20 protein-coding genes, 1 tRNA gene and 1 pseudogene are annotated in these 23,004 nt (G+C 73.1%); 8 read left to right on the top strand and 14 right to left on the bottom strand.

What is annotated here, in order from left to right:
* Window positions 1–19 precede the first annotated feature (19 nt).
* Complete coding sequence (gene alc, locus NOD94_RS02265) at window positions 20–1,156, bottom strand: allantoicase (protein WP_281203969.1); 1,137 nt, start codon at window positions 1,154–1,156, stop codon at window positions 20–22.
* Between the two features lie 203 nt (window positions 1,157–1,359).
* On the opposite strand from alc, the gene NOD94_RS02260 reads away from it, so the two are divergent.
* On the top strand, window positions 1,360–1,506 hold the full coding sequence (locus tag NOD94_RS02260) for a hypothetical protein (RefSeq protein WP_281203968.1): 147 nt from the start codon (window positions 1,360–1,362) through the stop codon (window positions 1,504–1,506).
* 125 nt (window positions 1,507–1,631) lie between these two features.
* Window positions 1,632–3,185, top strand: a complete 1,554-nt coding sequence (locus NOD94_RS02255) for an MFS transporter (RefSeq protein WP_281203967.1) — start codon at window positions 1,632–1,634, stop codon at window positions 3,183–3,185.
* A gap of 40 nt (window positions 3,186–3,225) precedes the next feature.
* Here NOD94_RS02255 and NOD94_RS02250 read toward each other — a convergent pair whose 3' ends face one another.
* The 3 genes from NOD94_RS02250 to NOD94_RS02240 are packed head-to-tail and all read right to left on the bottom strand — an operon-like array spanning window position 3,226 to window position 6,901.
* Entirely contained in the window at window positions 3,226–4,212 is a 987-nt protein-coding gene (locus NOD94_RS02250; RefSeq protein WP_281203966.1) for a xanthine dehydrogenase family protein subunit M, read from the bottom strand.
* The gene (locus tag NOD94_RS02245; RefSeq protein WP_281203965.1) at window positions 4,209–6,314 is read right to left on the bottom strand and encodes a xanthine dehydrogenase family protein molybdopterin-binding subunit; all 2,106 of its coding nucleotides are present in this window, start codon (window positions 6,312–6,314) and stop codon (window positions 4,209–4,211) included. Before NOD94_RS02245 ends, NOD94_RS02250 begins: the two co-directional genes overlap by 4 nt.
* The gene (locus NOD94_RS02240; RefSeq protein ID WP_281203964.1) at window positions 6,311–6,901 is read right to left on the bottom strand and encodes a 2Fe-2S iron-sulfur cluster-binding protein; all 591 of its coding nucleotides are present in this window, start codon (window positions 6,899–6,901) and stop codon (window positions 6,311–6,313) included. The genes NOD94_RS02245 and NOD94_RS02240 overlap by 4 nt, the downstream gene beginning before the upstream one ends.
* Window positions 6,902–7,695: 794 nt before the next feature.
* On the opposite strand from NOD94_RS02240, the gene NOD94_RS02235 reads away from it, so the two are divergent.
* Genes NOD94_RS02235 through NOD94_RS02225 form a run of 3 tightly spaced genes read left to right on the top strand, consistent with a single transcriptional unit; the run spans window position 7,696 to window position 12,105 of the window.
* Window positions 7,696–9,057 (top strand): bifunctional o-acetylhomoserine/o-acetylserine sulfhydrylase, encoded by a 1,362-nt coding sequence (locus NOD94_RS02235; protein WP_281203963.1) that lies wholly within the window; start codon window positions 7,696–7,698, stop codon window positions 9,055–9,057.
* Complete coding sequence (locus tag NOD94_RS02230; protein ID WP_281203991.1) at window positions 9,054–10,280, top strand: homoserine O-acetyltransferase; 1,227 nt, start codon at window positions 9,054–9,056, stop codon at window positions 10,278–10,280. The genes NOD94_RS02235 and NOD94_RS02230 overlap by 4 nt, the downstream gene beginning before the upstream one ends.
* A 25-nt stretch (window positions 10,281–10,305) precedes the next feature.
* Window positions 10,306–12,105, top strand: a complete 1,800-nt coding sequence (locus tag NOD94_RS02225; protein WP_281203962.1) for a hypothetical protein — start codon at window positions 10,306–10,308, stop codon at window positions 12,103–12,105.
* A 29-nt stretch (window positions 12,106–12,134) separates the two neighbouring features.
* On the opposite strand, the gene NOD94_RS02220 is transcribed toward NOD94_RS02225, so the two are convergent.
* The 3 genes from NOD94_RS02220 to NOD94_RS02210 form a co-directional block, all read right to left on the bottom strand.
* On the bottom strand, window positions 12,135–12,542 hold the full coding sequence (locus tag NOD94_RS02220) for a hypothetical protein (protein WP_281203961.1): 408 nt from the start codon (window positions 12,540–12,542) through the stop codon (window positions 12,135–12,137).
* Between the two features lie 180 nt (window positions 12,543–12,722).
* Window positions 12,723–13,754 carry an RNA ligase family protein gene (locus NOD94_RS02215; RefSeq protein ID WP_281203990.1) on the bottom strand — a complete coding sequence of 344 codons (1,032 nt, stop codon included), beginning with the start codon at window positions 13,752–13,754 and terminating at the stop codon, window positions 12,723–12,725.
* Complete coding sequence (locus tag NOD94_RS02210) at window positions 13,747–13,950, bottom strand: hypothetical protein (RefSeq protein ID WP_281203960.1); 204 nt, start codon at window positions 13,948–13,950, stop codon at window positions 13,747–13,749. The genes NOD94_RS02215 and NOD94_RS02210 overlap by 8 nt, the downstream gene beginning before the upstream one ends.
* Window positions 13,951–14,024: 74 nt before the next feature.
* Here NOD94_RS02210 and NOD94_RS02205 point away from each other — a divergent pair.
* The 3 genes and pseudogenes from NOD94_RS02205 to NOD94_RS02195 all read left to right on the top strand — a co-directional run.
* Window positions 14,025–14,270 (top strand): annotated as a pseudogene (locus tag NOD94_RS02205) (hypothetical protein); the annotation flags it as partial.
* A 91-nt stretch (window positions 14,271–14,361) separates the two neighbouring features.
* Window positions 14,362–15,222 carry a GNAT family N-acetyltransferase gene (locus tag NOD94_RS02200; protein WP_281203959.1) on the top strand — a complete coding sequence of 287 codons (861 nt, stop codon included), beginning with the start codon at window positions 14,362–14,364 and terminating at the stop codon, window positions 15,220–15,222.
* A 153-nt stretch (window positions 15,223–15,375) separates the two neighbouring features.
* Window positions 15,376–15,450 (top strand) — tRNA-Trp (locus NOD94_RS02195).
* A gap of 43 nt (window positions 15,451–15,493) precedes the next feature.
* Here the strand turns inward: NOD94_RS02195 and NOD94_RS02190 are convergent.
* The 7 genes from NOD94_RS02190 to NOD94_RS02160 form a co-directional block, all read right to left on the bottom strand.
* Window positions 15,494–15,754 (bottom strand): hypothetical protein, encoded by a 261-nt coding sequence (locus tag NOD94_RS02190; protein WP_281203958.1) that lies wholly within the window; start codon window positions 15,752–15,754, stop codon window positions 15,494–15,496.
* Window positions 15,755–15,807: 53 nt separating this feature from the next.
* Window positions 15,808–16,689 carry an alpha/beta hydrolase gene (locus tag NOD94_RS02185; RefSeq protein WP_281203957.1) on the bottom strand — a complete coding sequence of 294 codons (882 nt, stop codon included), beginning with the start codon at window positions 16,687–16,689 and terminating at the stop codon, window positions 15,808–15,810.
* A 166-nt stretch (window positions 16,690–16,855) separates the two neighbouring features.
* Complete coding sequence (locus tag NOD94_RS02180) at window positions 16,856–18,028, bottom strand: UDP-N-acetylglucosamine--N-acetylmuramyl-(pentapeptide) pyrophosphoryl-undecaprenol N-acetylglucosamine transferase (RefSeq protein ID WP_281203956.1); 1,173 nt, start codon at window positions 18,026–18,028, stop codon at window positions 16,856–16,858.
* Window positions 18,029–18,288: 260 nt separating this feature from the next.
* Window positions 18,289–18,936 (bottom strand): TetR/AcrR family transcriptional regulator, encoded by a 648-nt coding sequence (locus tag NOD94_RS02175; protein WP_281203955.1) that lies wholly within the window; start codon window positions 18,934–18,936, stop codon window positions 18,289–18,291.
* 237 nt (window positions 18,937–19,173) lie between these two features.
* Entirely contained in the window at window positions 19,174–20,055 is an 882-nt protein-coding gene (locus NOD94_RS02170) for a geranyl diphosphate 2-C-methyltransferase (protein ID WP_281203954.1), read from the bottom strand.
* Window positions 20,056–20,069: 14 nt separating this feature from the next.
* Window positions 20,070–21,419 carry a family 2 encapsulin nanocompartment cargo protein terpene cyclase gene (locus NOD94_RS02165; RefSeq protein WP_281203953.1) on the bottom strand — a complete coding sequence of 450 codons (1,350 nt, stop codon included), beginning with the start codon at window positions 21,417–21,419 and terminating at the stop codon, window positions 20,070–20,072.
* Between the two features lie 167 nt (window positions 21,420–21,586).
* Window positions 21,587–22,999 carry a family 2B encapsulin nanocompartment shell protein gene (locus NOD94_RS02160; RefSeq protein WP_281203952.1) on the bottom strand — a complete coding sequence of 471 codons (1,413 nt, stop codon included), beginning with the start codon at window positions 22,997–22,999 and terminating at the stop codon, window positions 21,587–21,589.
* Window positions 23,000–23,004 lie beyond the last annotated feature (5 nt).

The following is a 23,004-nucleotide window of genomic DNA, read 5'->3' as shown; positions in this document are numbered from 1 at the left end:
TCGACCGGCCGCGACGGGCTCAGCCCTGCCGCGCGCGGGCGAAGCGGTCCGTCAGGTCGGCCGACCCCGCCGCGGTCAGGGCCCCGTGCAGGCGGAGCCGGGCCAGTCCGCCATCGGGGTACACGTCCAGGCGGGCGTTCGTGGCGGTGGCCGGCGTCGGGAGGGCGAACCGGTGGAGGGTGTCCGGCTGGAGCGGAGCGCGATGCAGGACCTCGGCCCAGGTACCCGAACTCCCGTCCCGGACCGACAGGGACACCCAGCCCGCGGCATTGCCCTTCAGGTTCGCGGTGTCGACCTCGACGGCGCGTATCGCGCTCTGTGCCGCCAACCGGTAGAGGATCCAGTCGTTGCCCCCGTCGCGGCGGCGACGCGTCTCCCACCCGTCGTCCTGCTTCCGCGACAGCCCCGGCATGATCGTGTTGCCCGGCGAGGAGTAGAAGCCGTCCGACGCGGCCTCCACGCTGCCGCCGTTGGTCACGCAGGCGACGTCGACGGTTCCCAGGAGGTCGAGCCAGGCGGGGTCCGGCAGCACCTCGCCGTGAACGCGCAGGCGGGCGATGCCGCCGTCCGGGTACTGGTTGATGCGCAGGTGGGTCCAGCGGCGCTCGGAGGTGATGGCGAAGCCGTTGGCGGCGTGACCTCGCACCGGCGTGGGCGGCAGGATCTCGTGCCAGACCGCCCCGTCCGCGAGGGCCTCGGCCGCGGAGGGCGTGCCGTCGAAGGACGCGGCCTCGATGCTCACCCGCTGGGGAAAGTTGCCCCGGAAGTGGGCCGTGTCCACGACGACGCCCCGGATGATCCCCGCGGCGCCGAGCCGGATCAGCGCCCGGTCGTGGTCGTCGGCCGCCGGGAACGGGTTGTCGCCGTCCGTTCCGCGACGCCTGCGGGTTTCCCAGCCGTCCATGACCTTGCCCTTGTTCCCGTAGGCGTGGACGTCGAAGACCGCCGGGGTGCGGGAGAGCAGGTTCTCGCGTTCGGCGAAGAACTCGTCGTCGGCCGCGACGACTCCCGCGCCCAGCCTCCGGTCGGCGAGGTCGGTGAGCACGGTGAAGGGGAAGTGGGCGTCGCGGTAGTCGGCGTAGGGGTCGCCGGAGACGTACGGGGCGGCGTACGCGGGGTCGACGGAAGCGCGCGGGGAGGACGGTGTCTCGTGCATGCGGAGGAACCCTTCTGGCCTTGGCGGTCGGCTGTTTGGAACGACGCCGTCAATCTCGCAGCCCTGAACCGCACAGGTCCATCGATCATTTTCGACAGGACCTTTCACCCCTGCTGAACGGTTCTCCCGCGCCGGTCGAGCGGGGCGCATGGTCCGCTTCCGTCGTGGGCCGGCGTCCGCAGGTGGAGACACAGGAGGCCGGCATGGCCGGGACCACGGTGGCCGAGGTGATGGCCGAACCGGCCGCGCCGGAGGACCCGAAGGTGCGCGCCGCGCGCACCCCGAAGGCGCACGACCGGCCGTTCGCGCCCGTCTGGAACAACGGGAGGGTGCGCCGACAGCACGTTTGAGGGGTTCGTGTCCGCACGACGGAAGTCGTCCCCACCCTGATACTTTTTGCTGCCCTGTCGATGCGAGCCGAATTCCCGCCCGGTTCGCGGGGATCCGCCCCTCGGGATCCACCGGAAGAGAACGCGTGAAACGGCGGCAGCAAATCCTGAGCGGGCGTCACCCTTGGTGGGTCCTGGGCGTGATGGCGTGTGCTTCGTCGATGATCGCCATCGATGCCCTGGTGGTGCTGGTCGCCCTCCCGACCATCCAGCGGAGCCTGGACGCCTCGTCCACCGGGCTCCAGTGGATCATCGGTGCGTATCTGCTCGGTTTCGCCGCCATGAGCGTGATCGGCGGACGCATCGGCGACGTCCTGGGGCACGAGCGCACCTTCCGCTTCGGCACGCTGCTGTTCGTCGTGGCCTCGATCGCCGCCGGGACGGCCCAGTCCGAGGCCTGGCTCATCGCCGCGCGCGCGGTCCAAGGCGTCGGCGCGGCGATCCTCCGACCCGCGTCCCAGGTACTGATCTTCAAGGAATTCGGCCCCCGGGACCGGGGTCAGGCCATGGGCATCTCGTCCAGCGTCTCCACCCTCTTCTACGGGACGGCTCCGCTGATCGGGGGCGTGTTGACGTCGGCGTTCTCCTGGCGCGCCATCTTCTTCGTCAACCCGCCCATCGGCATCGCCGCGGTGCTCCTCGCGCGCCTCCTGCTCAACGACGAGCCGCCGCGACGCGAACGGGTCGATTGGGCGGGAGCGCCCCTGCTGATCGGCGGTCTGGTGTGCCTGGTCCTGGCTCTCATGCAGGCACGGTATTGGGGATGGTCCTCGGTCGCCGTCGTCTCGCTGCTCGCCACCTCGGGCACGCTGATGGCGTTCCTGGTCGTACGCGAACGCCGTATCGCCCATCCGCTCATCCACTTCGAGTTGTTCGCCGACAAGGAATTCGCGGTGGGCGCCGCCGTCATCTCCTCGGTGCGTTTCGCCTTCGTGGGATTCGCGGTGTTCGGGGTCATCTGGCTCCAGGACGTCGCGGGCATGTCCGCCTTCGAAGCCGGCGTCGCCGTATTGCCGCTCACTCTCCCCACGGTGGTGTTCGCGCCCCTCGGCGGACGGCTCTGTGATCGCCTGGGGCCGCGCGTTCCCCTCGGCATCGGCACGGGTCTGTGCGTGGCGGCCCTGTTGTCCGCGGCGGCGGCTCTGCACCGGCAGGAGTACGGCCTGCTGGTGGCCTCGTTCTGCGCGATGGGCATCGGCATGGGGCTCTGCGTCAGCCCGGCCTGGACCACCGCACTGGGCGGCACCACCCCACGCATGCGCGGCTACGCGGCGGGGGTCATCCAGACCGGCCGGGAGATCAGCGCGGCTCTGGGCCTCGCGGTCATGGGCGCGATCGTGGCGCACCTGCAGAGCACCCGACTCCAGCAGATCCTGCTGCGGGACGGCCGGCTGCCCTTCGACCGCTTCGACCGGATCGAGCGGTCCATCGGGAAGGCGGTCGCGGCGGCGCGGCACGGTTCCCCCCTGCCCACCGGGATCCCCGCCGATCTCCTGCCGGCGCTCCGGGGCGCGGTCACCACTGCCGTGTCGGCCGCGTTCTACGTCGGTGCGGCGGTGCTGTTCGCGGCGGCCGTGGCGGTTGCCCTCCTGCCCCGCAGGTTCGCCGGGGCGGGCCGGACGTCGGACGATCCCGGGTGACGGGACGCCCACGTCGACGGCGGTGCCCGGTCGAACCCGTTCAGTCCTCCCCGCACAGATCGCGGAGGGTGGCCACCAGCGTGTCGTGAGCCAGCGGAACCCTGTACGCGTTGGCGGGGACCGTACGGGCGGCGGAGAGTTCCTCGACCGCGGCCGCCGCGAACCGGTCCGCGTCGACCCGGGCGCCCCGCAGGACGGCTTCCGCGCGCGCCGCGCGCCACGGCCTGGTCGCCAGTCCGCCGAAGACGACGCGCGCGTCCCTGATCGTGTCCCCGTCGAGGTCGACCGCCACGGCGACCGACGCCAGCGCGAAGGTGAAGGAGGCCCGGTCACCGACCTTGCGGTAGCGGGAGCGGGCCGCCATCGGCAGTGCGGGCAGCTCGACCGCCGTGATCAGTTCTCCGTGCCCGAGCACGGTGTCACGCTCCGGGTGGTTCCCGGGCGATCGGTACAAGGCGGTGACGGGAATGCGGCGCGTGCCCGATCGGCCCAGTACGCACACCGTCGCGTCCACGGCGCACAGGGCCACGGCCAGGTCGGAGGGGTGCACGGCCGCACAGCTCCGCGACGCGCCCAGCACGGCATTGTGCTCGGCGTGCCCCTGGGCGGCCGCGCAGCCGGATCCGGGTTCCCTCTTGTTGCACGGGGTCTCCACGTTCAGGAAGTAGGGGCACCGCGTGCGCTGCAGCAGGTTCCCCGCCAGGGTGGCCATGTTGCGCAACTGTGGTGAGGCGCCCGCAAGGAGTGCCTGCGAGACGACCGGATAGCGCTCGCGTATCTCGGGGTGGGCGGCGAGATCGGCGTTGCGCACGGTGGCCCCGATGCGCACGCGGCCTCCGGAGAGCGCTTCGACGCCGTCCATGGCGAGGCCGGTGACGTCCACCAGGAGGTGCGGTCGGTCGATGCCCAGCTTGAGGTGGTCGAAGAGGTTCGTGCCGCCGGCCACGTACACGGCCCCGGGATCGCCCTCGACCAGCGCGACGGCCTCCCGCACGGTGGAGGGACGCTCGTAGCGGAACGGTTTCATGTCCCGCTTCCCCTTGCTCCCGCGTCCGTCAGGGCGCGCACGTCGATCGGCAGGCCGCGGATCCGGTGACCGGTGGCGTGATGGACGGCATTGGCTATGGCCGCCGCCGTCCCGACGATGCCGATCTCGCCGACGCCCTTGGACCCCATGGGACTCGTGTGGAAGTCCTCCTCGTCGATGCAGACCGCCTCGATCCAGGGAGCGTCGGCGAAGGTCGCCACGTGGTAGGCGGCCAGGTCGCGGGTGTGGAAGTGCCCGTACGTCCGGTCGATGACGCCCACCTCGCACAGCGCCATCGAGAGGCCCATGACCATGCCCCCGACCAATTGCGATCGCACCGTGACGGGGTTGATCACGCGACCCACGGCGAAGACGCCGAGCATGCGAGGCACCCGGACCTCCCCCGTCGACGTATCCACGGTCACCTCGGCGAACTGTGCCCCGAACGCGTGCTGGGAGTGGGTGCGCGGCGTGGCGAGTTCGTCGAGCGTGTCGGCGACGGCTTCGAGTCCGCCGTCCGGTACGCGGCCACCGCACCGTCCGATGGCGCCGCGCAAACCCTCACAGGCGCGCACCACCGCTGTCCCCCACGACGTCGTTCCGCTCGACCGCCCGGCCCAACTGGCCGCCGGGTACGCGCTGTCGCCGACCTCCACCGTGACCCGCTCCACGTCGACGCGCAGGGTGTCGGCGGCGATCTGGGCCAGGACCGTGCGCGCCCCGGTACCGATGTCCACCGCCGCGATGCGCACGGCGTAGTGGCCGAGGCCGTCGGTGCGCGCGCTCGCCCGGGAGGGGAACCGGTACTGCGGAATGGTCGACGCGGCGACGCCCATGCCCACGAGCCGACGCCCGTCGCCGCGTTCCGCGCGGAGGCGGTCCCGGTCGGCCCAGCCGAACCGCTCCGCCCCCAGGCGCAGGCAGGCGGCGAGGTTGCGGGTGCTGAAGGGCCGGCCGCTGTGCGGATCGTTCGCGGTGTCGTTGCGCAGGCGCAGCTCGATCGGGTCGACGGAGCACGCGACGGCGAGTTCGTCCATGGCGGACTCCAGCGCGAACATCCCCGGGCATTCGCCCGGCGCTCGCATCCAGGTCGGGGACGGAACGTTCAGCCTCGTCCGCCAGTGCCTGGTCTCGCGGTTCGGCGCCGCGTACATGGTGCGGGTGGGCGCGGCCGGGTACTCGCAGTGGTCACTCGTCAAGGACGTCTGCTCGAACGACACGTGTGACACGGCCAGGAGCCGCCCGTCCGCCTCCGCCCCCAGACGGACGCGCTGCACGGTCGGCGGCCGGTACCCGGCGACGACGCTGAGCTGCTCCCGGGTGAGGGCGGTCTTGACCGGCCGTCCGACGGCGAGTGCCGCCACGGCGGCGAGGACGAGATGGGCTCTCGGCGCGGCCTTCGAACCGAAGCCTCCCCCCACGTGAGCGGCGATGACACGCACCTGGTCGGGGCTGATCTCGAAGAGCCGCGCGAGGATGTCGCGCGTGCCCGAGGGTCCTTGCGTGGTGTCGAAGACGGTCAGCGCGCCGTCGTGCCAGTACGCGACGGTCCCGTGCGGTTCGAGGGCGTGGTGGTGGTAGGGGGGAGTGGTGTAGGTGGCCTCGATCCGTACCGGTGCGTGCGACAGGGCCGACTCCACGTCGCCGTGCGAGCAGTCGGTGGGAAAGAAGGGACCGTGGTCCGGCGGCCGGTGGAATCCGTCGCCCGGGGTGTCCGGGCTGAGGCGGTGCGGACCGGGGGCGTAGTCGACGCGCACCGTCCGCGCCGCCTCGTGGGCGATCCGAGGTGATTCGGCGACGACCGCGGCGACGAACTGGCCCCGGTGGACGACCGATCGGGACTGGAGGACGGCGAGGTCGGCCCAGCCCGTCCCGTTCAGACGGGGACAGTTGGCCGCGTGCAGCACGGCCAGCACCCCGGGCCGGGCGAGGGCGTCCTCGGGATGAACGGCCTTGACCCGCCCGTGAACGATCTCCGCCGGAACCACCGCCACGTGCGCCAGGTGCGGGAGGGCCACGTCGCCGGTGTAGCGGGCGCTGCCCGTGACCTTCTCCCGGGCCTCCCGTCGGGGAGGCGACGCGCCGATGGACGCGCGGGTCACGACGCCACGTCCGTGATCGCCGCGACGATGTTCTGGTACGCGCCGCAGCGGCACAGGTTCCCGCTCATGCGCTCACGGATCTCCGGCGCCGACAGGGGCCGCTCGGAGCCGGGCCGACCCGTAACGGAACTGGGCCATCCGCGGGCGGCCTCGTCGAGCATCCCGATCGCGGAGCACAGTTGGCCGGGGGTGCAGAAGCCGCACTGGAAGGCGTCACGGGTGATGAACGCCTCCTGCAACGGGTGGAGATCCGGCCCACCGAGGCCCTCCACCGTCACGACGCGCGCGTTGCCGCAGGCCACGGCGAGGGTCAGACAGCTGTACACGCGCCGACCGTTCACCAGCACGGTGCAGCAACCGCAGTGGCCCCGATCGCAGCCGGCCTTGGCTCCGGTCAGACCGAGGTGATCCCGCAGAACGTCCAGGAGCGACAGCCTGGTGTCGACCGTCGGAGGGCGATCCTCGCCGTTGACGTTGAGCGCGACTTCCACGTGGACCGCCGGAATGTCCTCGGCCGCGTGGACCGCCGGGGACTCCGCGGAGACCTCGGCTGGCTGGGCTGACTGGGCTGACTGGGCTCCCACCATGAGGCACGACCCCCGTTCCAGCGCTGCGGGCCCTGCTCGAACCTGCGGGCGGACTCTCGTATGTCCCGCGGCTCCACGCTACGCCCCTACTGGATCTTCCGCCTTACGAGCGAGGGGGCCGGAAACGCACCTCTTGCCCCCATGCGCGTTCCTCGCCAGGGGGTACCCCTGCCGCAGGGCCATCGAACAGCCACTCCGTGCGATGGCGCAGGCACATTCGACTACGGGCAAGGAAGAGCCCTTCCCAGGGGATCCTGCCGATGAGCGAGATCGCCGAACTGCGCCGGCCCTCCATGGCCGGTGTGCTGGAAGCCGCCGTCGGCACCCGGGGCAAGGTGCTGATCCCCGCCCTCCCGGTCCAACCCCGTTCGCCGGGTTGACGATTGTCCGGCGCAGGGTTGCCGGGGTCGCTGGTGCGTGCCCTCCAACTGTGGTTACCTGGGCGCATGACCACCGTACTCGTGACCCGTCGCCACGTGGACTACGTGCGTGTCACGACAACGGCCTGTCCCGCCGCCCTCTGACGCGGCGCCGCGACCGAGGTCGCTCCTTCTCCCGATTCCCGTGCACCGTGCCACCGTTGCCGCCCGTCCGCGGGATCGGCCCACGGCACGCTGCCGCTCGGTGACCCCTCCCGCGCCGTAGTCCCCCGCGGGTACGGGCTCCCTCGGAGCTCCGCGCCTCGGGTTCCCCTGCCGTGCCCGGCCACTCATCGGCGCCGCACGGCCGCACCCCACCACACCGCCCTGCCCTGCGCTGCACCGCCGGGCACCGTTCGCGTACCGAGGAGAAGCATGAGCCAGCCGATCGACGCCGTCACCGCAGGCCACACGCCCCACGACGAGGCGGGCGGCCCCGACACCTCGGCCTGGTCGTTCGAGACGAAGCAGTTGCACGCGGGGGCCGCCCCCGACCCGACCACCGGCGCGCGGGCGGTGCCGATCTACCAGACCACCTCGTTCGTCTTCCGCGACACCCAGCACGCGGCCGACCTGTTCTCCCTCGCCGAACCCGGGAACATCTACACCCGCATCCACAACCCCACCCAGGACGTCTTCGAGCAGCGGATCGCCGCGCTCGAAGGCGGAGTCGCCGCGGTCGCCCTGTCGTCGGGCCAGGCGGCCGAGGCGCTGGCCATCCTGAACGTGGCCGGCGCGGGCGACCACATCGTCTCCAGCGCCTCCCTCTACGGAGGCACGTACAACCTGTTCAAGCACACACTGCCGAGGTTCGGCATCGAGGTGTCCTTCGTCGACGACCCGGACGACCTCGACGCCTGGCGGGCCGCCATCCGGCCCGGGACCAAGGCCCTGTTCGCGGAAACCCTCGGCAATCCTCGCGGCAACGTCCTGGACGTCCGCGCCGTCGCCGACGTGGCGCACGAGGCCGGGCTGCCCCTGATCGTCGACAACACCGTCCCCACCCCGTTCCTGCTGCGCCCCATCGAGCACGGCGCCGATGTCGTCGTCCACTCGGCGACGAAGTTCCTGGGCGGCCACGGCACGACCATCGGTGGTGTCGTCGTCGACGCCGGCACCTTCGACTTCGGCGCCCACGCCGAGCGTTTCCCCGACTTCAGCGAGCCGGACCCCAGCTACCACGGCCTGCGGTACTGGCCCGCGCTGGGACCCGGCGCGTACGCGGTGAAGCTGCGCGTGCAGTTGCTGCGCGACCTCGGGCCGGCCATCGCGCCGCACTCCGCCTTCCTCCTCCTCCAGGGGGTGGAGACGCTGAGCCTGCGCCTGGAGCGTCACACGTCCAACGCGCAGGCCCTGGCGGAGTGGCTGGAGGGACGTGACGAGGTTTCGGTCGTGCACTACCCCGGCCTGCCCTCCAACCGCTGGTACGAGGCCGGGCGCCGCTACCTGCCGCGCGGCGCCGGCGCCGTGCTCGCCTTCGAACTGGAGGGCGGCGCCGAGGCGGGCAAGCGCTTCGTGGACGCGGTCGAGCTCTTCAGCCACCTCGCCAACATCGGTGACGTGCGCAGCCTCATCATCCACCCCGCCTCCACCACCCACAGCCAGCTCGACGAGGCGCAGCTCGCGGCCACCGGAACGTCCCCGGGGTTGGTGCGCCTCTCCGTCGGCATCGAGAACCTCGCCGACCTCAAGGCCGACCTGGAGGCCGGGTTCCGAGCCGCGAAGGAGGCGTCCTGAACCCCGACGGGCCGGCCCCGTCACCGGCGGGCGCCCCCGCGGGTCCCCCTCCCGCCACCGGCGCGTGGCGGGAGGGGGACCCGGCGGGGCGCCGACGGTGGCACCACCGGGTGGGTGACCTGCGGTTGGAGGGGGGCGGTCGGCTGCCGGGCGTGACCCTGGCGTTCGAGACGTGGGGCCGGCTCGCGCCCGACGCCTCGAACGCGGTCCTCGTACTGCACGCGCTCACCGGCGACAGTCACGTCGCCGGTGAGGCCGGGCCGGGTCACCCCACGCCCGGTTGGTGGGACGCGCTGGTCGGGCCGGGGTCGGCGCTCGACACGGACCGCTGGTTCGTCGTGGCCCCGAACGTCCTCGGCGGCTGTCAGGGCAGCACCGGGCCCGCCTCGCCCCGCCCCGACGGACGCCGCTGGGCGGGCTCGTTCCCCCGACTGACGCAGCGCGACCAGGTGCTCGCCGAGTCCGGGCTCGCCGACGTGCTGGGGATCGACCGGTGGGCGCTGGTGGTCGGCGGCTCCATGGGCGGGATGCGCGCCCTGGAATGGGCCGTGTCGTTTCCGCGGCGGGTGGCGGCGTTGCTGCTGCTCGCCTGTCCGGCGGTGGCGAGCGCCGACCAGATCGCCTGGAGCTCCGCGCAGCTCCACGCGATCCGCGCGGACCCCCACTGGCGGGGCGGCGACTACCACGACGCCGGACCGGGTCGCGGCCCGCACACCGGTCTCGGCGTCGCCCGCCGCATCGCCCACACCACCTACCGCGGCGCCGAGGAGCTCGAAGCCCGCTTCGGCCACCGCCCGCAGGACGGGGAGGTCCCGCGGCTCGGCGGCCGCTACCAGGTGGAGTCGTACCTCGACCACCAGGCGGCCAAGCTGGTCCGGCGCTTCGACGCGGCCAGCTACGTCGTGCTGTGCGAGGCGATGAACGCCCACGACATCGGCCGGGGTCGGGGCGGGACGCGCGCCGCCCTCGGCCGGGTCGGGGCGCGGACGCTGGTGGCGGGCGTGGACTCCGACCGCCTCTACCCGCTTTCGCAGCAGGAGGAGTTGGCCGCCGGCATCCCCGCGGCGGACGGGGTCCGGGTGATCGCCTCACCGTTCGGCCACGACGGGTTCCTCATCGAGACGGAGCAGGTCGCGGCGCTGGTGCGGGAGCTCCTGGAGGGCGGCCACGACGCACGGGGTGCGCGGGAACTCCGCGGCTCGACGAATTCATCGAACACATGAGCCACGCACCGGTAGCCTGCCGGGCATGACCGAGATGGTGAGCCGGTTGTGGCGTCGGCGGAACGGGCGCGGCACCACGCCGGCGGGCCCGGGCGGAGCGACGGCCGACGAGCCCTGGCACGTCCTGGAGAACGTGCCCGAGGGGCACGAGGAGATACCGGGGCTGCTCCGCGGGCTGGTCACGCCCGGAAGCCGTCGGGCCTCGTGGGACCGTCTGGAGCCCCATCTGGGCTGGTGGCGGAGGCCGGGCATCCTGCGTCCGCTGCTCGCGCGGTTGCTGGTCATGCTGCCCGAGCTCGATCGACGGCACCGGATCGCCGTGCTGGACGTGGTCAGGCGGACCGCCGACGCCCTCCGCGCGGGGTCCCACCGCCCGGACGCCCTGCTGGGGGCCGTCCTGGTCGAGGGGCAGCGTGCCGCCACCGCCCTCCTCTCCGACGACTGCCCCGAGGTCCGCGCGGCCGCCGCCGGGGCCGTGGAGCACGTGCGGGCCGCCGATCCGGCGATGTTCGAAGCGCTGCGGCGACAGGCCGACGTGGAGTCCGATCCCTACGTACTGGGCTGCCACCTCCTCGCCGCCGGCGAGGTACTGGCCGCACTCGGCACTCCGGCTCCCGCGGACTGGTGGGAGTCGTGGCTGCACCACGCGGATCCGCACGTGCGGCTCACCGCCCGTACCGCGCACCTGACGGTGGGCCGGGCGGCGCGTCCGGAGGAGGCCGACGCGCGGCGCGGACGCTCCGGACGGCCCGCCCCGCACCGGGCGGCCGTCGAACGGGCCGGCGAGCTGCTGCGCACGAGTCGGCACCCCCCGACCGGTACCTGGGAGACGGTCCTCGCGGGACTCGCCGCCGACAACGTCCTCGTCGCCGACGCGGCCGCCAAGATCATCGCCCGCGCGGGCACCCGGATCTCCCCGTACACCGATCTGTTGCTCCCGTTCGCCTGGCGGGACGGACACTCCTCCGACGACGTCGTGAAGGGCCTCATCGGCGCCGGTGACCCGCGGGCCCTGCCGCTCGTCCTGAAGCGGTCCCACAACCCCTCGTTGGGCATCACGTCCCTGCCCGCGCGGTGGGCCCCGCAGACGCTGCCCGCGCTGCGCGCACGGCTGGCGGGCGACCGGCCCGAGGAGGCCCTGCGGATCCTCGCCGACTGGGGCCCCGCCGGCGCACCGGCCGTACGCGAGCTGATCGGACTGCTGGACACCCCGCACGCGCGGACGGCGGCGGCCGTGCTCGGCGGGATCGGCCCCGCGGCGGGCAAGGCGGCGGGTCTCCTCTCCGACCTGGCGCGCGGCGACCTGCGTCCACGGCGCTTCCCGAACCACGGGTACCGCGAGCCCCACCGCTGGCACGGCACCCAGACCGCGGCCTGGGCCCATTGGCGGATCACGGGCGATCCACGGATCGCGGTCGACGTCATCGGCGCGGCGCTCCGCACCGGGCGCGGTCGGGTGGTGCTGTCCCATCTCGCCGACCTCGGACCGCTCGCGGCCGGCTGCTCCGACGACGTCGCACCCCTGCTCGGTAGCCCCGGGGAGTGGACCCGGGTCGGCGCGGCCGGGGCGTGGTGGCGGCTGACGGGCGACGCGGACACCGCGGTGGCGACCCTGCTCCCGGAGTTGCGGCGGCTGTCGGAGTACGCCGCCGACCCGCTGATCCTGCGGGCCGTCGACCTCCTCGGCTCGATCGGCCGTCCGGCCGCGGCAGCCGTGCCCGCCCTCACCTCGGTCACCACCTCCGAACGCCGCTACGGCGCGAGCATCCTCCTCGACGAGGAACTGTGCCGAGGCGCGCACACCGCACTGGCCGCGATCGGCTGACGGGGCCGGAGCCCGACGTGCGGCCGTGCTCAGGGCAGGCGGCGCGGACCGGCTTCCCGCTTCCACGAGGCGATCAGCAGCGAGAGCCCGCAGGTCACGACCAGGCTGCCGATCAGGACCATGCCGACGCCGATCACGAAGAGCCCGCTGCCGTCGTCCGACCAGTCGTAGAAGGCGGCGACGGCCAGTCCGAGGCTCGTGCCGAGCACGGCGGCCGTGACGTACTGGCGGGACGCCGCCCAGTACACCGGCACCAGCAGGGTCAGCACGAGCCCGATCACCTGCCACGCCTCGTACGGGCCGGTCGTGGAGCCGTCCGGGTGCACGTCACGTTCCTGGTCCCAGCCCAGCCACGCGGCCCACAGGGCCGCCGCCACCACGACGAGCAGCAGGGTCACGAACAGTTCACGTACCGGCTTCTGCAATCCATTGCGCATGGCCCCAGTCTCGGCTCCCACGCACGCCGTGTGCAGGGCTGGACTACTCAGATCAGCCTGAGTAGCCGCCGCGCTGTCGGTGTGACGGTCCAGCCTGCCGCACGTGATCCAGGGGGAATTGGCCGCACCGTCACCGGGTGCGCCGCCGACGAGATCTCGGCCGTTCTGGGCCCGGGTTCCTCACGGTCGGGACCGGCGGTCGTCGGCGTCGAAGCGGGCGAGTTCGAGGGCTCCGGCCCGCAGGGCCTGTTCCATGGCCGGGGCGAGGCCTTCCTCCAGGCCGCCGAGGGCCTCGGCCGTCTCCTCGACCGCGTCCCGGACGATCTCCGCCGCGACCTCCTCGGCCGGGGTGCGCGGGCCGAGCTTGCTGACGGCGGCCGCCGCCCGGGCCGGGGTGAGCAGGGCGGTGACCTGCCCGAGGAGCCAGCCGGGCACGCCGGCCGCGCCGTCGGCGGGCACCCGGTAGGGCCGCGAACCGTCGAAGCGTTCGTCCTCGGCGAAGGCGGGGTGCTTGAACTTGCCCACCGGCCGCGCGGGCGCGCCGGCGTCCGGCCCGGTGCCTGCGGTCGCCCACCACTCGTCGGCCGGCTTGACGACCAGCCCCTCCGCGAGGTTGCCGGGCAGTTCGGGCAGGCCCAGGAGGGCCGGTACGCGGGTCGGGAACTCCGGCGCCCGTTCGCGGACCTGGGCGAGCGTCCCCCGGGCCAGCAGCGGGGCGCAGTGCAGGCCCGCGGCGGCCGCCGCCTCCCGCAGGGCCCGGTCACCGACCCAACGGACGCCGTCCGCGGTGACGACGGTGGCGTCGAACGGCAGCCAGAGCAACCCGGGCGCGTACCAGACGCCGGTCTGCACCGGCTCGGTGTTCGGCGTGGGGCGCACGTCCGGGTGTGGGTAGCGGCCGCCCGCCAGTTCGCCGTAGACGGTGACCGCTGCCGTGGGGTCCGCGTCGTAACGGCGGCGCAGGGCGGTGGCGCAGCGGTCCGCGGCGACGGAGAGGGCCGGCCAGATCCGTCCGACGCCGAAGAAGTCGTCGAGGCCGCTCTCGCCGAGCAGTTCACGGCGTTTGGCCGGGCGGACGCCCGTGGGGTCGCACACGACGGCGAGGTTCGCGCCGTGGACCTTCTCCGACGCGACCCATTCGCGGGCGCGCGCCTCGCCCAGCCGGGCACGGGAGGGGATCTTGGGGTACGGGGACCAGTGGCCGTCAGGCATGCGCACCGCCGCGCTGGTGCTGTTCGGGGAGCCGGCTGTCCGGATGCGCCCACAGCAGTGCGTTCTCGGGCCGCTCGTCCCGGAAGAAGGCGAGGACGTCCTGGTCGGAGTGGCGCGGGCTGAAGTGGGTGAGGACGAAGAGGGTGTCCGGGTGGGCCTCGGGACGGGCGGGTGTCCGCGCGGGGGCCTGTGTCATCGGTGCCTCCGTCGGACCGCCGGGATCGGGTGAAGGCCCGATCGTAGCGGCCGGCATCGAGGGGTGGCCCGCCGCGGCGGCTGGAGCCGGCGCGGCTCGTGACCCGTCCCGCAGGGCTGCTCGTCCCGGACGAGCCGACCAACCACGTGTCACCGGCCCTGGTCGAGGAACTCGAAGGGGCGCCGGCCGCCCTCCCCGGCGCGGTCGTCGCGGTCTCCCACGACCAACGGTTCCGTTCCGCCTTCACCGGCCCCCACCTGGAACCGTGCGCGGGCTCGGTGCGGCGGTCGGGGGGAGCCGCGGCCGAAGACCGATCATGAGCGGCCCCGCGCCGGGGCGACGGTGGCGACCGCCGCCCGGGCGACGGGAATTGGGGGGCTCCCGCGCCCGCCCTCTGCGTAGGGTGGTCGGATGAGCGTGATGGAGATCGTGCCCGACCAGGGCGAATGGCGTGGCGGGTTCGAGGAGCGGGTGCTCGCGAGCTACCGGGCCGCGGGGTGCTCGGAGCCGCTGGCCCGGGGCCTGCTGGAGCGGACCGTGGAAAACATCGACGGCTGGACGGTGGCCACCGACGGCTCCGAGTGGATCGCGGTCGAGGTGACGGAGGACAACGGGACGACCGTGGGGCGGATCCACGACCTGACGGCGCCGGAGGGGCGCGTGTGGGCCGAGCGGTGGTGCGCCGAGCAGGGTGCGCGACGGGTGGAGGTCCGGCTCACGGGCGGAGCGGGAGGGTTCGCCGACTACCCCGTACGCCAACAGATACGCATGCGTGCCGCCTCCGAACGGCCGCAACTGCCGCCGGGTCTGACGGTCCGTCCGCTCAAGGAGGAGGAGTACCCGGCCTGGTACGCCGGCGAGGAGGCCGGGTACATCAAGGACATCGTCCGGGCCGGAGCGCTGACCGCGGAGCAGGCACGGAAGAAGTCCGACCGGGACTTCGCCCGGTACCTCCCCGAGGGGTACCGGACCCCCGGTCACGCCTTCTACGCGATGGAGGCCGACGGACAGGTGGTCGGTACCGGCTGGGTGAAGCACGCGTTCCTGCCGGGTGTGACCTTCGGCTTCTCCCTGGAGGTGTACGAGGAGCACCGCGGCAAGGGCTACGGCAGGGCCGCGATGGCCGTCGGCGAGTGGGCTGCCCGGCACGGCGGCGACGAGGCGATGATGTTCAACGTCTTCGGCGGCAACGAGGTCGCGATGAGCCTGTACGACAGCACCGGTTACGCCGTGCTGGACGAATACCGGTCGATCAACCTCCAGGCCCTGTAGCCGAGGTGGCGGCGGCCCGGCGGCGCAGCCCCGAGGCTCGCAGGCGGTTCGCGAAGGGGGCGAGGAGCACCCTGCCTCGGGGCGGCACCAGGGAGCGGGGCCGCGGCCCGGCCGGGGGCCGGCGCGCTGCGCACGTACGATGGGCGCGGGGGCGGAGCCGTAGCGCAGCGGTCGTCGCGCGCGGTCTCCAAAACCGTGAGGACGCCGGTTCGAATCCGGCCGGCTCCGCCGCTCCCGCCGCCCGACCCCGGTCCGCTGGAGCGGAGCGGGGTCAGGCGGCGTCCGTCGGACCGGACCGGCGTGATTGCCGCAGGGCCGGGAGGCCTGCGCCGATGGCACTGCCGATTCCGAGGCCGAGGGCCAGGCCGAGTCCGATGTTGTCGAACACGAGGAGCCCCAGGGGCAGTCCGATGGCGACGCCGCACGAGACGCCCACCGCCAATCCGGTCGCGGCGGCCGGGTTCTCGGGCGCGTCGGACGCGGATTCGGGGTTCACGGGCTCCCCGCCCACGGACTGTTGTTCATGTGTCATGCACACAGTCTGGCAGACCGCGTTTCTGGAGCCGCCCCACGGTCCCCCGCGGGTCAGTCCTGTTCGAGGACCTCGCGGAGGGTCAGGGCGAAGGCCTCCGGTTCGCCCTGCTGGCCGTATTCGCCGCCGAGGAAGCCGCCGTGGTGGCTGGGGAACAGGACCGTCCCGCCGCCCAGCGCGTCGGCCGCGCCCGCGGCGGCCCGCGCGGGGAACTGCCCCTGCGACTCCTTGCCCTCCGCGATGACGATCCGCGTGGCCGCGGCCCGGAGCGCGGCGAAGTCGGGCCGGTAGGAGGTGCAGCCGCGCATGTTCTGTCCCAGCAGGGGGTCGCCGCGCGTGCCGTCGTCCTCGACGGGCAGGCCGAAGGCGGCCGGGTCCGGCGCGGGCTCGTCCCGCCAGTTCGCCGGGATCCGTCCCGTCCGGGTGGCCATGACCAGGAACTTCGCCATGGCCGGGCCCGTGCCCTCGCGCAGGTACGTCGCGTGGATGTCCGCGCACACCTCCAGCGCCGCCTCCCGGTCGGGCAGGACCTGCGCCAACGGCGGCTCGTGCGCGACGAGGGTGCGGACCAGCTCCGGGTGCCGGGCCACCAGGGCCAGCCCGTTGACGGCGCCACCGCTGCTCGCGAACACGTCGACGGCCCCCGCGCCGGCCGCCTCGATCACCCTCCGCAGGTCCTCGGCGTGCTCCTCGGGCACCGTCTCGGCGGCGCCGTCCGTACGGACGCTGCGGCCCGTGCCCCGCGGGTCGTACGTGATCACCGTCCGATCGGTGAAGTGCGAGGCCAGGCTCACGAACCCGGCCGCGTCCATCGGGGAGCCGATCAGGAACAGGGCGGGCCCGGCCCCGCCCTCGGGGCGGTCGTCCCCGCCGTGGACGTCGTACGTGATGGTGGCGCCCGTGGATTCCAGCGTGCGGGTCACGGTTGCGGTCATGAGGTCCTCCTGCGGGTGAGTGCTGTCGGAGGGTTTGACCGTCGGGAGCGCCGGAACTCATCGCTCGGCGGCCCACGGGTTTCGGCCGTGCCGTGAAAGGCCGGGGCCCGCGTCACCGCACGGGCGGTGGCACGGGCCTCGGAATGGGGGCGGGAGGTGCGGTCGGTCAGCCCGCGGCGGCCGCCAGCAGGACGTCGACGAGCCGCTCCGCGGCGTCGGGCCGGCCGTGCGCGCGTGCGCGCTCCGCCATCGCCGAGCGGCGGGCGGGGTCGGTCAGGAGCGGGCCGAGGGCGTTCCAGAGGGTCTCCGGGGTGACGTCCCCGAGCAGGGCGACGGCCGCGCCCGCGTCGGCCAGGTGCTGCGCGTTGTGGGCCTGCTCGTTGCCCGCGGAGGTGGCGAGCGGCACGAACACGGCCGGCTTGCCCAGCGCGGTCAGCTCGGCCAGCGTGCCGGCGCCGCTGCGCGACACGACGATGTCGGCAAGCGCCAGGACGTCGGGCAGTTCCGGTCCGACGAAGCCGGTGAGGTGGTAGCGGCCGGCGAGGACCGGGTCCAGGCCGGCGGCGGCCGCGCGGAGTTCGTCCACGTTCGCCGGGCCGCACTGGTGGATCACGTTCGCGTGGCCCAGGAGCCACGGGAGGACGTCCCGGACGACCCCGTTGATCTGCTGGGCGCCCTGGGCGCCGCCGGTGACGTAGACGGTCGGCAGCCGGCGGTCGAAGCCGGTGAGGTTCAGGGCGTACACCGCCTTGTCGGGGTGCCCGGTCAGCACCTCGGGCCGGACGGGGTTGCCGGTGACGACGGCGGAGCCGCGCAGCTCGGCGGGGAGCAGGTCGAGCGAGGACTCGGAGGACAGGGCGATGCGGGTCGCGGAGCTCGCCAGCTTCCGGTTGGCCAGTCCGAGGCGGACGGTCTGCTCGTGGAGGACGAGCGGGCGGCGGCAGAGGCGCGCGGCGAGGCCTGCCGGTACGGCGACGTAGCCGCCGGTGGCCAGGACGACGTCGGGCTCGAACTCGGACACGATGGAGCGGGCCTGGGCCACGCCGAGGGGCACGCGTGCCATGTCCTTGACGTTCGCGGCGGACAGCATCTTGAGGGGGTTGGCCGAGCGCCGGATCTTGCCCGTGGCCACCGTCTTGAAGGCGATTCCCTCGGCCGGGGCGACGCGTGCTTCGAGACCGTCGGCGGTGCCGATCCACAGGACGTCGAGCGTGCCGCCCTGGGCCGCGAGGCGACCTTGCAGCGTCCGGATCGCCGTCAGAGCGGGATACGTGTGACCGCCGGTCCCTCCGCCCGTCACGAGCAACCGGAAGGAACGCGGGAGTGCGGAAGTGTTCACCCTGCACACCCTACTGGCCTCGTACGCGCGTCCTACGATCGCGGGTCGGCGCGGGTTCCCGGACCCGCGCCGGCGGGGCTGCCCAAGCACGAAGGTCCCGACCCCTGAGGGGTCGGGACCTTCGTATCGGAGCGCTGGGCAGGCCTTGCACCTGCATTTCCCCACGGGAAGTGGGGCGTCTTTCCTTGGACCACCAACGCATGGGCCCCTGCCGTGATCACGGCGGCGAGCTCAAGATCGACCATAGCGCATCCGGCGGGCTACTCCCAAAGTCGCCGGAGGTGGGCGTGGAGCACGTCCTGCGCCTGCGACTCCGCGAGGTGGCCGATGAGGACGTGGGTGGTGAGGCCGTCGGCGAGGGCGAGGAGCGTACGGGCCTCGCGGTGCGGGTCGAGCGGTACGGGCCGAAGGGCGTCCGTTCCCGCCTTCGCGTCGGCGTCCGCGTCCGCCTCCGCTCCCGCGCACTCGGCCGCGTCGGCCTCCGCGATCAGGCGGGCGAAAGCCTCCTGGAGCTCCCCGTAGTTCGCCCTCAGCGGTGTGGCGAGCGCCTCGCTGACGGCCGCCTGCGCGACGAACGCGAGCCAGACCCTGGCCTCGGCCCGGTGTTCCTCACGGAGCAGCGCGACCTCGGTGGCGGCGTGGCCCAGGGCCGTACGGGCCGACTGGGCGGGGCTCCTGACGAGACGGGCCTGGACGCGTTCGCCGATCAGCTCGCCGATGTGCCCGAGCGCGAAGACGAGCATCTCCTCCTTGGTGCGGAAGCACCGCTGGACGGCGCCCATCGACACCTGCGCGCGGGCGGCGACGTCCCGCAGCGACACGCCCTCCAGCCCGTGCTCGTCGGCCAGCTCGCAGACGGCCTCGGCGATCAGTCGCCGCCGGCCCGCGTGATCCACCTGTCGGGGCATGTCCCGCCGCCTCCTGGTTCCCGGGTGTCCGTCGTCCCGCGCGCTCCGCACGACGCGCACGCGCCGCTCACCAGGCTACAGTTCCGATGCGTTCGCATTGCTTCGGGGCGGTGGCGCGGGGCCGACGCCGCGGCGCCCGGGCCCGCGAGGCCCGAAACGCCCGGCCGGCCGGGACGTGCGGAAGGGCCGGGCCCCTGGAATACGGGCCCGGCCCGCCCGATCGGGCGTCCGTCGGGGTCAGACGCGGTCGGCCGCGATCAGCAGGTACTGGAAGGAGCCGTCCTTGTACGAGTTGATGAACGCCTCCTCGATCCCGGTGACCAGGGAGGACGTGGCCCGCAGCTCCCAGTAGGGCAGGGTCGCCGGGGTCAGGTCGATGACGGCCTGCGGTACGAGACGGTTGTCGGCCAACGCCCGCATGTATTCACGGCGCGAGTGGATGTTGCACTCGAAGTGCGCGTTGATCTGCGAGACCCACTTCGAGGGTTGCCCGTAGCGGGGGTTCCAGCAGCCGGTGATGGTCACGTAGCGGCCCCCGACGGCGAGGACCCGGGAGTGCTCGGCGAAGAGGTCGTGCAGGTCGACGTACATGCTCGACTCGTTGTTCCACGAGCCCGCGGCCCGCCCCGTCTCGAAGGGCATGTCGAGCATGTTGCAGACGCGGGCGCGGACGGAGTCGGCGATGCCCAGTTCCTGGGCGCGCCGGTTCGCGAACTCGGCCTGCTTGGCCGACAGGGTGACGCCCTCCACCTTGCATCCGAAGCGCTGGTGGGCCATGACGGACGAACCGCCCCGGCCGCAGCCGGCGTCGACGAGGGTGTCCTCGCGTCCGATGGTTCCGAGGTGGTCCAGCAGGACATCGGCCTGGGCCGACTCCAGCCGGTGCAGCTCGGCGATCAGCTTCTTCTCGTACTCGCTGTCCGCGGTGTCCCCGAGGGCCGCGTGGTCGACGTCGCCGATGCCGTAGTGGTGGTGGTAGAGCCCGTCGACGTCGCCGAGACGAAGATTCACCGGCCGGGCCTCGTGGTCCCAGTAGCGGGCGATGTCACCTTGGTAGGGCGTCGCCGGGGTCGGGATGAAGGCCGAGGGGGTCGCGGTGGTGAGCTCGGTGTTGGTCACAGATGGATCCGTCCTTACCAGAAGTCGGGCAGGCTGTAGCGGTAGGTGTTGGTCCGGTGCCAGTAGTGGTTGCCGTCGACCCATACGGCCACGCCCCGTAGGAAGCGCAGCACGTTCGGGACGGGGCAGGCGGCGGCCAGGTCGGCGGCCTCGGCCTCGAAGGCGTGCATGAGGTCGTTGTGGACCTCGACCGCCTTGAGGTAGGCGTCGCGGACGGAGCGGTCCTCGCGTTCGGCGATCACCACGGGCAGGTTCAGGTGCGTGCCGGGGCTCGCCAACTCCTTGGTGTAGGAGTACAGGTCGTTGACGATGGTGGTGGCGTTCCCGGCGAGCGCGAGGACACGTTGCATCGCCGGTTGGGCGTGCAGGTCCGCCGGCAGTTCGTAGCCGCCGACGGTGTCGGTGATGGTGGGGCACGGGCGGAAGTTGTTGAACTGCCGCATCGAGAGGTACTCCCACACCTCCGGGACGTACTCGGTCTCGGCCCAGGAGGCCTCGGCGAGGTAGCCGAGGTGCAGGCGGGCCATGTCGTGCCGGTACCGGTCGGCCTGCGAAGGGGTCGCCTCCTGGAGGAAGTACTCCATGGCCGAGCGGTAGGCGCGCCGAGGCGCGTCCGACTGGAGGGACCGCGCCCAGTCCGGTTGGTACTCGGCCGTCGTGTGGAGGGGGTCGAGTGCGGTGTGCGCCAGCAGGAGGCGTCCACCGAGGCCGATGGGCGAGCCTCCGTGGTCCTCGCAGTAGTAGTCGTCGACCGCGTTCTCGGCCGCCATCAGTCGGGTGGCGATCATCAGGTGGTCGACGGTGGGGGCGTCCGGATGACAGGCGACCATGTACCGGCCGAGCGAGAACCCGTCGAACTGGTCCTCCCAGTCCGGGGGGAACAGCTCGACCTCGTCGACCGCCCACGCCTTGATCCGGCGGCTGACCTCCTCCACCCGTGCGGGGTCGGGTTCCGCCACCGGGTGGTGGTAGAGGCCCGGGATCGGAATGCCGGCTGGAGGGTCCGCGGGCGCGGGGGGTTCCTCGCGCGGCCGGGTCAGGTAGAGGCCGGCCGTGCCCAGGCCGCTGGGACCCCGCAGGATCCGGTCCAGGGCGGGGCGCGGCGCTCCCGCCGCGGCGGGAGCCGGGCCGTCGGGCGCGACGGGTGCCGCGGGCCGGATGGGCACCACGGGCGGCAGGGGCACCACGGGCGGGACGGGTACCGCGGGAGGGGCAGGGGCCTCGGGCGGCACGGGGGCCGCTTCGGGCGGGGTGGGCCGTACGCCGCCGAAGGCTTCGATGCCCCGGCCGTGGCCGTGGGTCCCGAAGCGGGCCGCCGCGCCGGGCAGGCTCGACCGCAGGGGGGAAGGCCCGGGATCGGGCATCCGTAACTCCTTGCTGGGTGATGGGGCTGTCCCGGATCCCGGGCACGGTGGGCGGGCCGGGACGTACTCCCGGGCCCGCGTGACCGGCGGGCCGACCCGTGCGGGCCGACCCTTCCGGACCGGGCCGGGGCACGCGGCCCGGCGGGCGACGGCCCTGGGGCCAGGTCCTATTCGGGCCTGCGGGCGATCTGTACGTTCTCCAGCACCCCGAGCGCGTCGGGCACCAGGATGGCCGCGGAGTAGTAGGTGGTGACCAGGTAGGAGATGATCGAGCGCTCGTCGATGCCCATGAAGCGCACCGACAGCCCCGGCTCGTACTCCTCGGGCAGGCCCGTCTGGCGCAGCCCGATGACGCCCTGCTTGTCCTCGCCCGTGCGCATCACGAGGATCGAGCTGGTGCCCTCCTTGCTGATGGGGATCTTGCCGCAGGGCAGGATCGGCACTCCGCGCCAGGCCGGCACCTGCTGGCCGCCGAGGTCGACGTGGTCCGGGTAGAGCCCGCGGGCGTTGAACTCGCGCCCGATCGCCGCGATCGTCTTGGGGTGGGCCAGGAAGAAGCGCGAACCTCGGCGGCGGCAGAGCAGTTCGTCGAGGTCGTCCGGGGTGGGCGGGCCGGAATGCGTTTGGATCCGCTGCTTGAAGGCGGCGTTGTGGAGCAGCCCGAACTCCCGGTTGTTGATCAGCTCGTACTCCTGGCGCTCCCGCAGCGCCTCGATGGTGAGCCTGAGCTGTTCCTCGGTCTGGTTCATCGGCTGGTTGTAGAGGTCGGCGACCCTCGTGTGGACGCGCAGGACCGTCTGGGCGATGGAGAGTTCGTACTCGCGCGGATTGAGCTCGTAGTCGACGAAGGCGCCCGGCAGTTCCGCTTCGCCGGTGTGGCCGGCGGACATCGCGATCTCGGCCTCGCCGTGACGGTTCTGCCGCTGGAGCGGGAGCGTGCCGAACCGCTCGATGTGGGCGCGGAGGTTCGGCGCCGAGGACAGGACGGAGTCGAACTCGGCGCGGGCGAGGGTGAGGAGGGTGCCGGAGGTGGCCGCGGTGGCGGTGTGGTCCCACGTCGCGTCGGTTTCCAGCAGGGCGTTCTCACCGAAGCGGTCGCCTTCGGCGAGAACGGCGACGGCGACCTCGTCACCGTACTGGCCGACGGACGTCTGGTTGATGCGGCCGTGGGCGATGAGGTGGATCCGCTCGGCGGGGGTGCCCCGTTCGACCAGCACCTCGCCGGCGCGGAAGTCGCGCTGCACGCAGCGGTCGGCGAGCGCGGTCAGCACGCCGATGTCGTCGAAGCCGCGCAGCATGGCGAGTTCACCGAGCTCGCGGGGGATGACCCGGACGCGGGCGCCGTCCTGGACGAACTCGATGCGCCCGTCCCCGACGGTGTAGCTCAGGCGGCGGTTCACCCGGTACGTGCCGCCCTGGGTCTCCACCCAGGGGAGCACCTTCAGCAGCCAGCGGGAGCTGATCTCCTGCATCTGCGGGGCGGACTTCGTGGTGGTGGCGAGGTTCCGGGCAGCGGCCGTGCCGAGGCTGCTCTGCGGGGGCGGCTCCAGCTGCGCCTCTGGGCTGGTGTCCACGGTCATCGGAC

It is taken from the genome of Streptomyces sp. Isolate_45, from assembly GCF_024721315.2.
In the GTDB taxonomy this organism is placed as follows: domain Bacteria; phylum Actinomycetota; class Actinomycetes; order Streptomycetales; family Streptomycetaceae; genus Streptomyces.
The sequence above is the reverse complement of the archived record's forward strand: the minus strand, read 5'-3'. Positions and strand labels throughout refer to the sequence as shown.

Bases quoted from the DNA above. Each gene is read 5' to 3' on its own strand.
- alc (WP_281203969.1), bottom strand. From the start codon at position 1,156: ATGCACGAGACACCGTCCTCCCCGCGCGCTTCCGTCGACCCCGCGTAC.
- NOD94_RS02260 (WP_281203968.1), top strand. From the start codon at position 1,360: ATGGCCGGGACCACGGTGGCCGAGGTGATGGCCGAACCGGCCGCGCCG.
- NOD94_RS02250 (WP_281203966.1), bottom strand. From the start codon at position 4,212: ATGAAACCGTTCCGCTACGAGCGTCCCTCCACCGTGCGGGAGGCCGTC.
- NOD94_RS02240 (WP_281203964.1), bottom strand. From the start codon at position 6,901: ATGGTGGGAGCCCAGTCAGCCCAGTCAGCCCAGCCAGCCGAGGTCTCC.
- NOD94_RS02235 (WP_281203963.1), top strand. From the start codon at position 7,696: ATGAGCCAGCCGATCGACGCCGTCACCGCAGGCCACACGCCCCACGAC.
- NOD94_RS02225 (WP_281203962.1), top strand. From the start codon at position 10,306: ATGACCGAGATGGTGAGCCGGTTGTGGCGTCGGCGGAACGGGCGCGGC.
- NOD94_RS02220 (WP_281203961.1), bottom strand. From the start codon at position 12,542: ATGCGCAATGGATTGCAGAAGCCGGTACGTGAACTGTTCGTGACCCTG.
- NOD94_RS02215 (WP_281203990.1), bottom strand. From the start codon at position 13,754: ATGCCTGACGGCCACTGGTCCCCGTACCCCAAGATCCCCTCCCGTGCC.
- NOD94_RS02210 (WP_281203960.1), bottom strand. From the start codon at position 13,950: ATGACACAGGCCCCCGCGCGGACACCCGCCCGTCCCGAGGCCCACCCG.
- NOD94_RS02200 (WP_281203959.1), top strand. From the start codon at position 14,362: ATGAGCGTGATGGAGATCGTGCCCGACCAGGGCGAATGGCGTGGCGGG.
- NOD94_RS02190 (WP_281203958.1), bottom strand. From the start codon at position 15,754: ATGACACATGAACAACAGTCCGTGGGCGGGGAGCCCGTGAACCCCGAA.
- NOD94_RS02185 (WP_281203957.1), bottom strand. From the start codon at position 16,689: ATGACCGCAACCGTGACCCGCACGCTGGAATCCACGGGCGCCACCATC.
- NOD94_RS02175 (WP_281203955.1), bottom strand. From the start codon at position 18,936: ATGCCCCGACAGGTGGATCACGCGGGCCGGCGGCGACTGATCGCCGAG.
- NOD94_RS02165 (WP_281203953.1), bottom strand. From the start codon at position 21,419: ATGCCCGATCCCGGGCCTTCCCCCCTGCGGTCGAGCCTGCCCGGCGCG.
- NOD94_RS02160 (WP_281203952.1), bottom strand. From the start codon at position 22,999: ATGACCGTGGACACCAGCCCAGAGGCGCAGCTGGAGCCGCCCCCGCAG.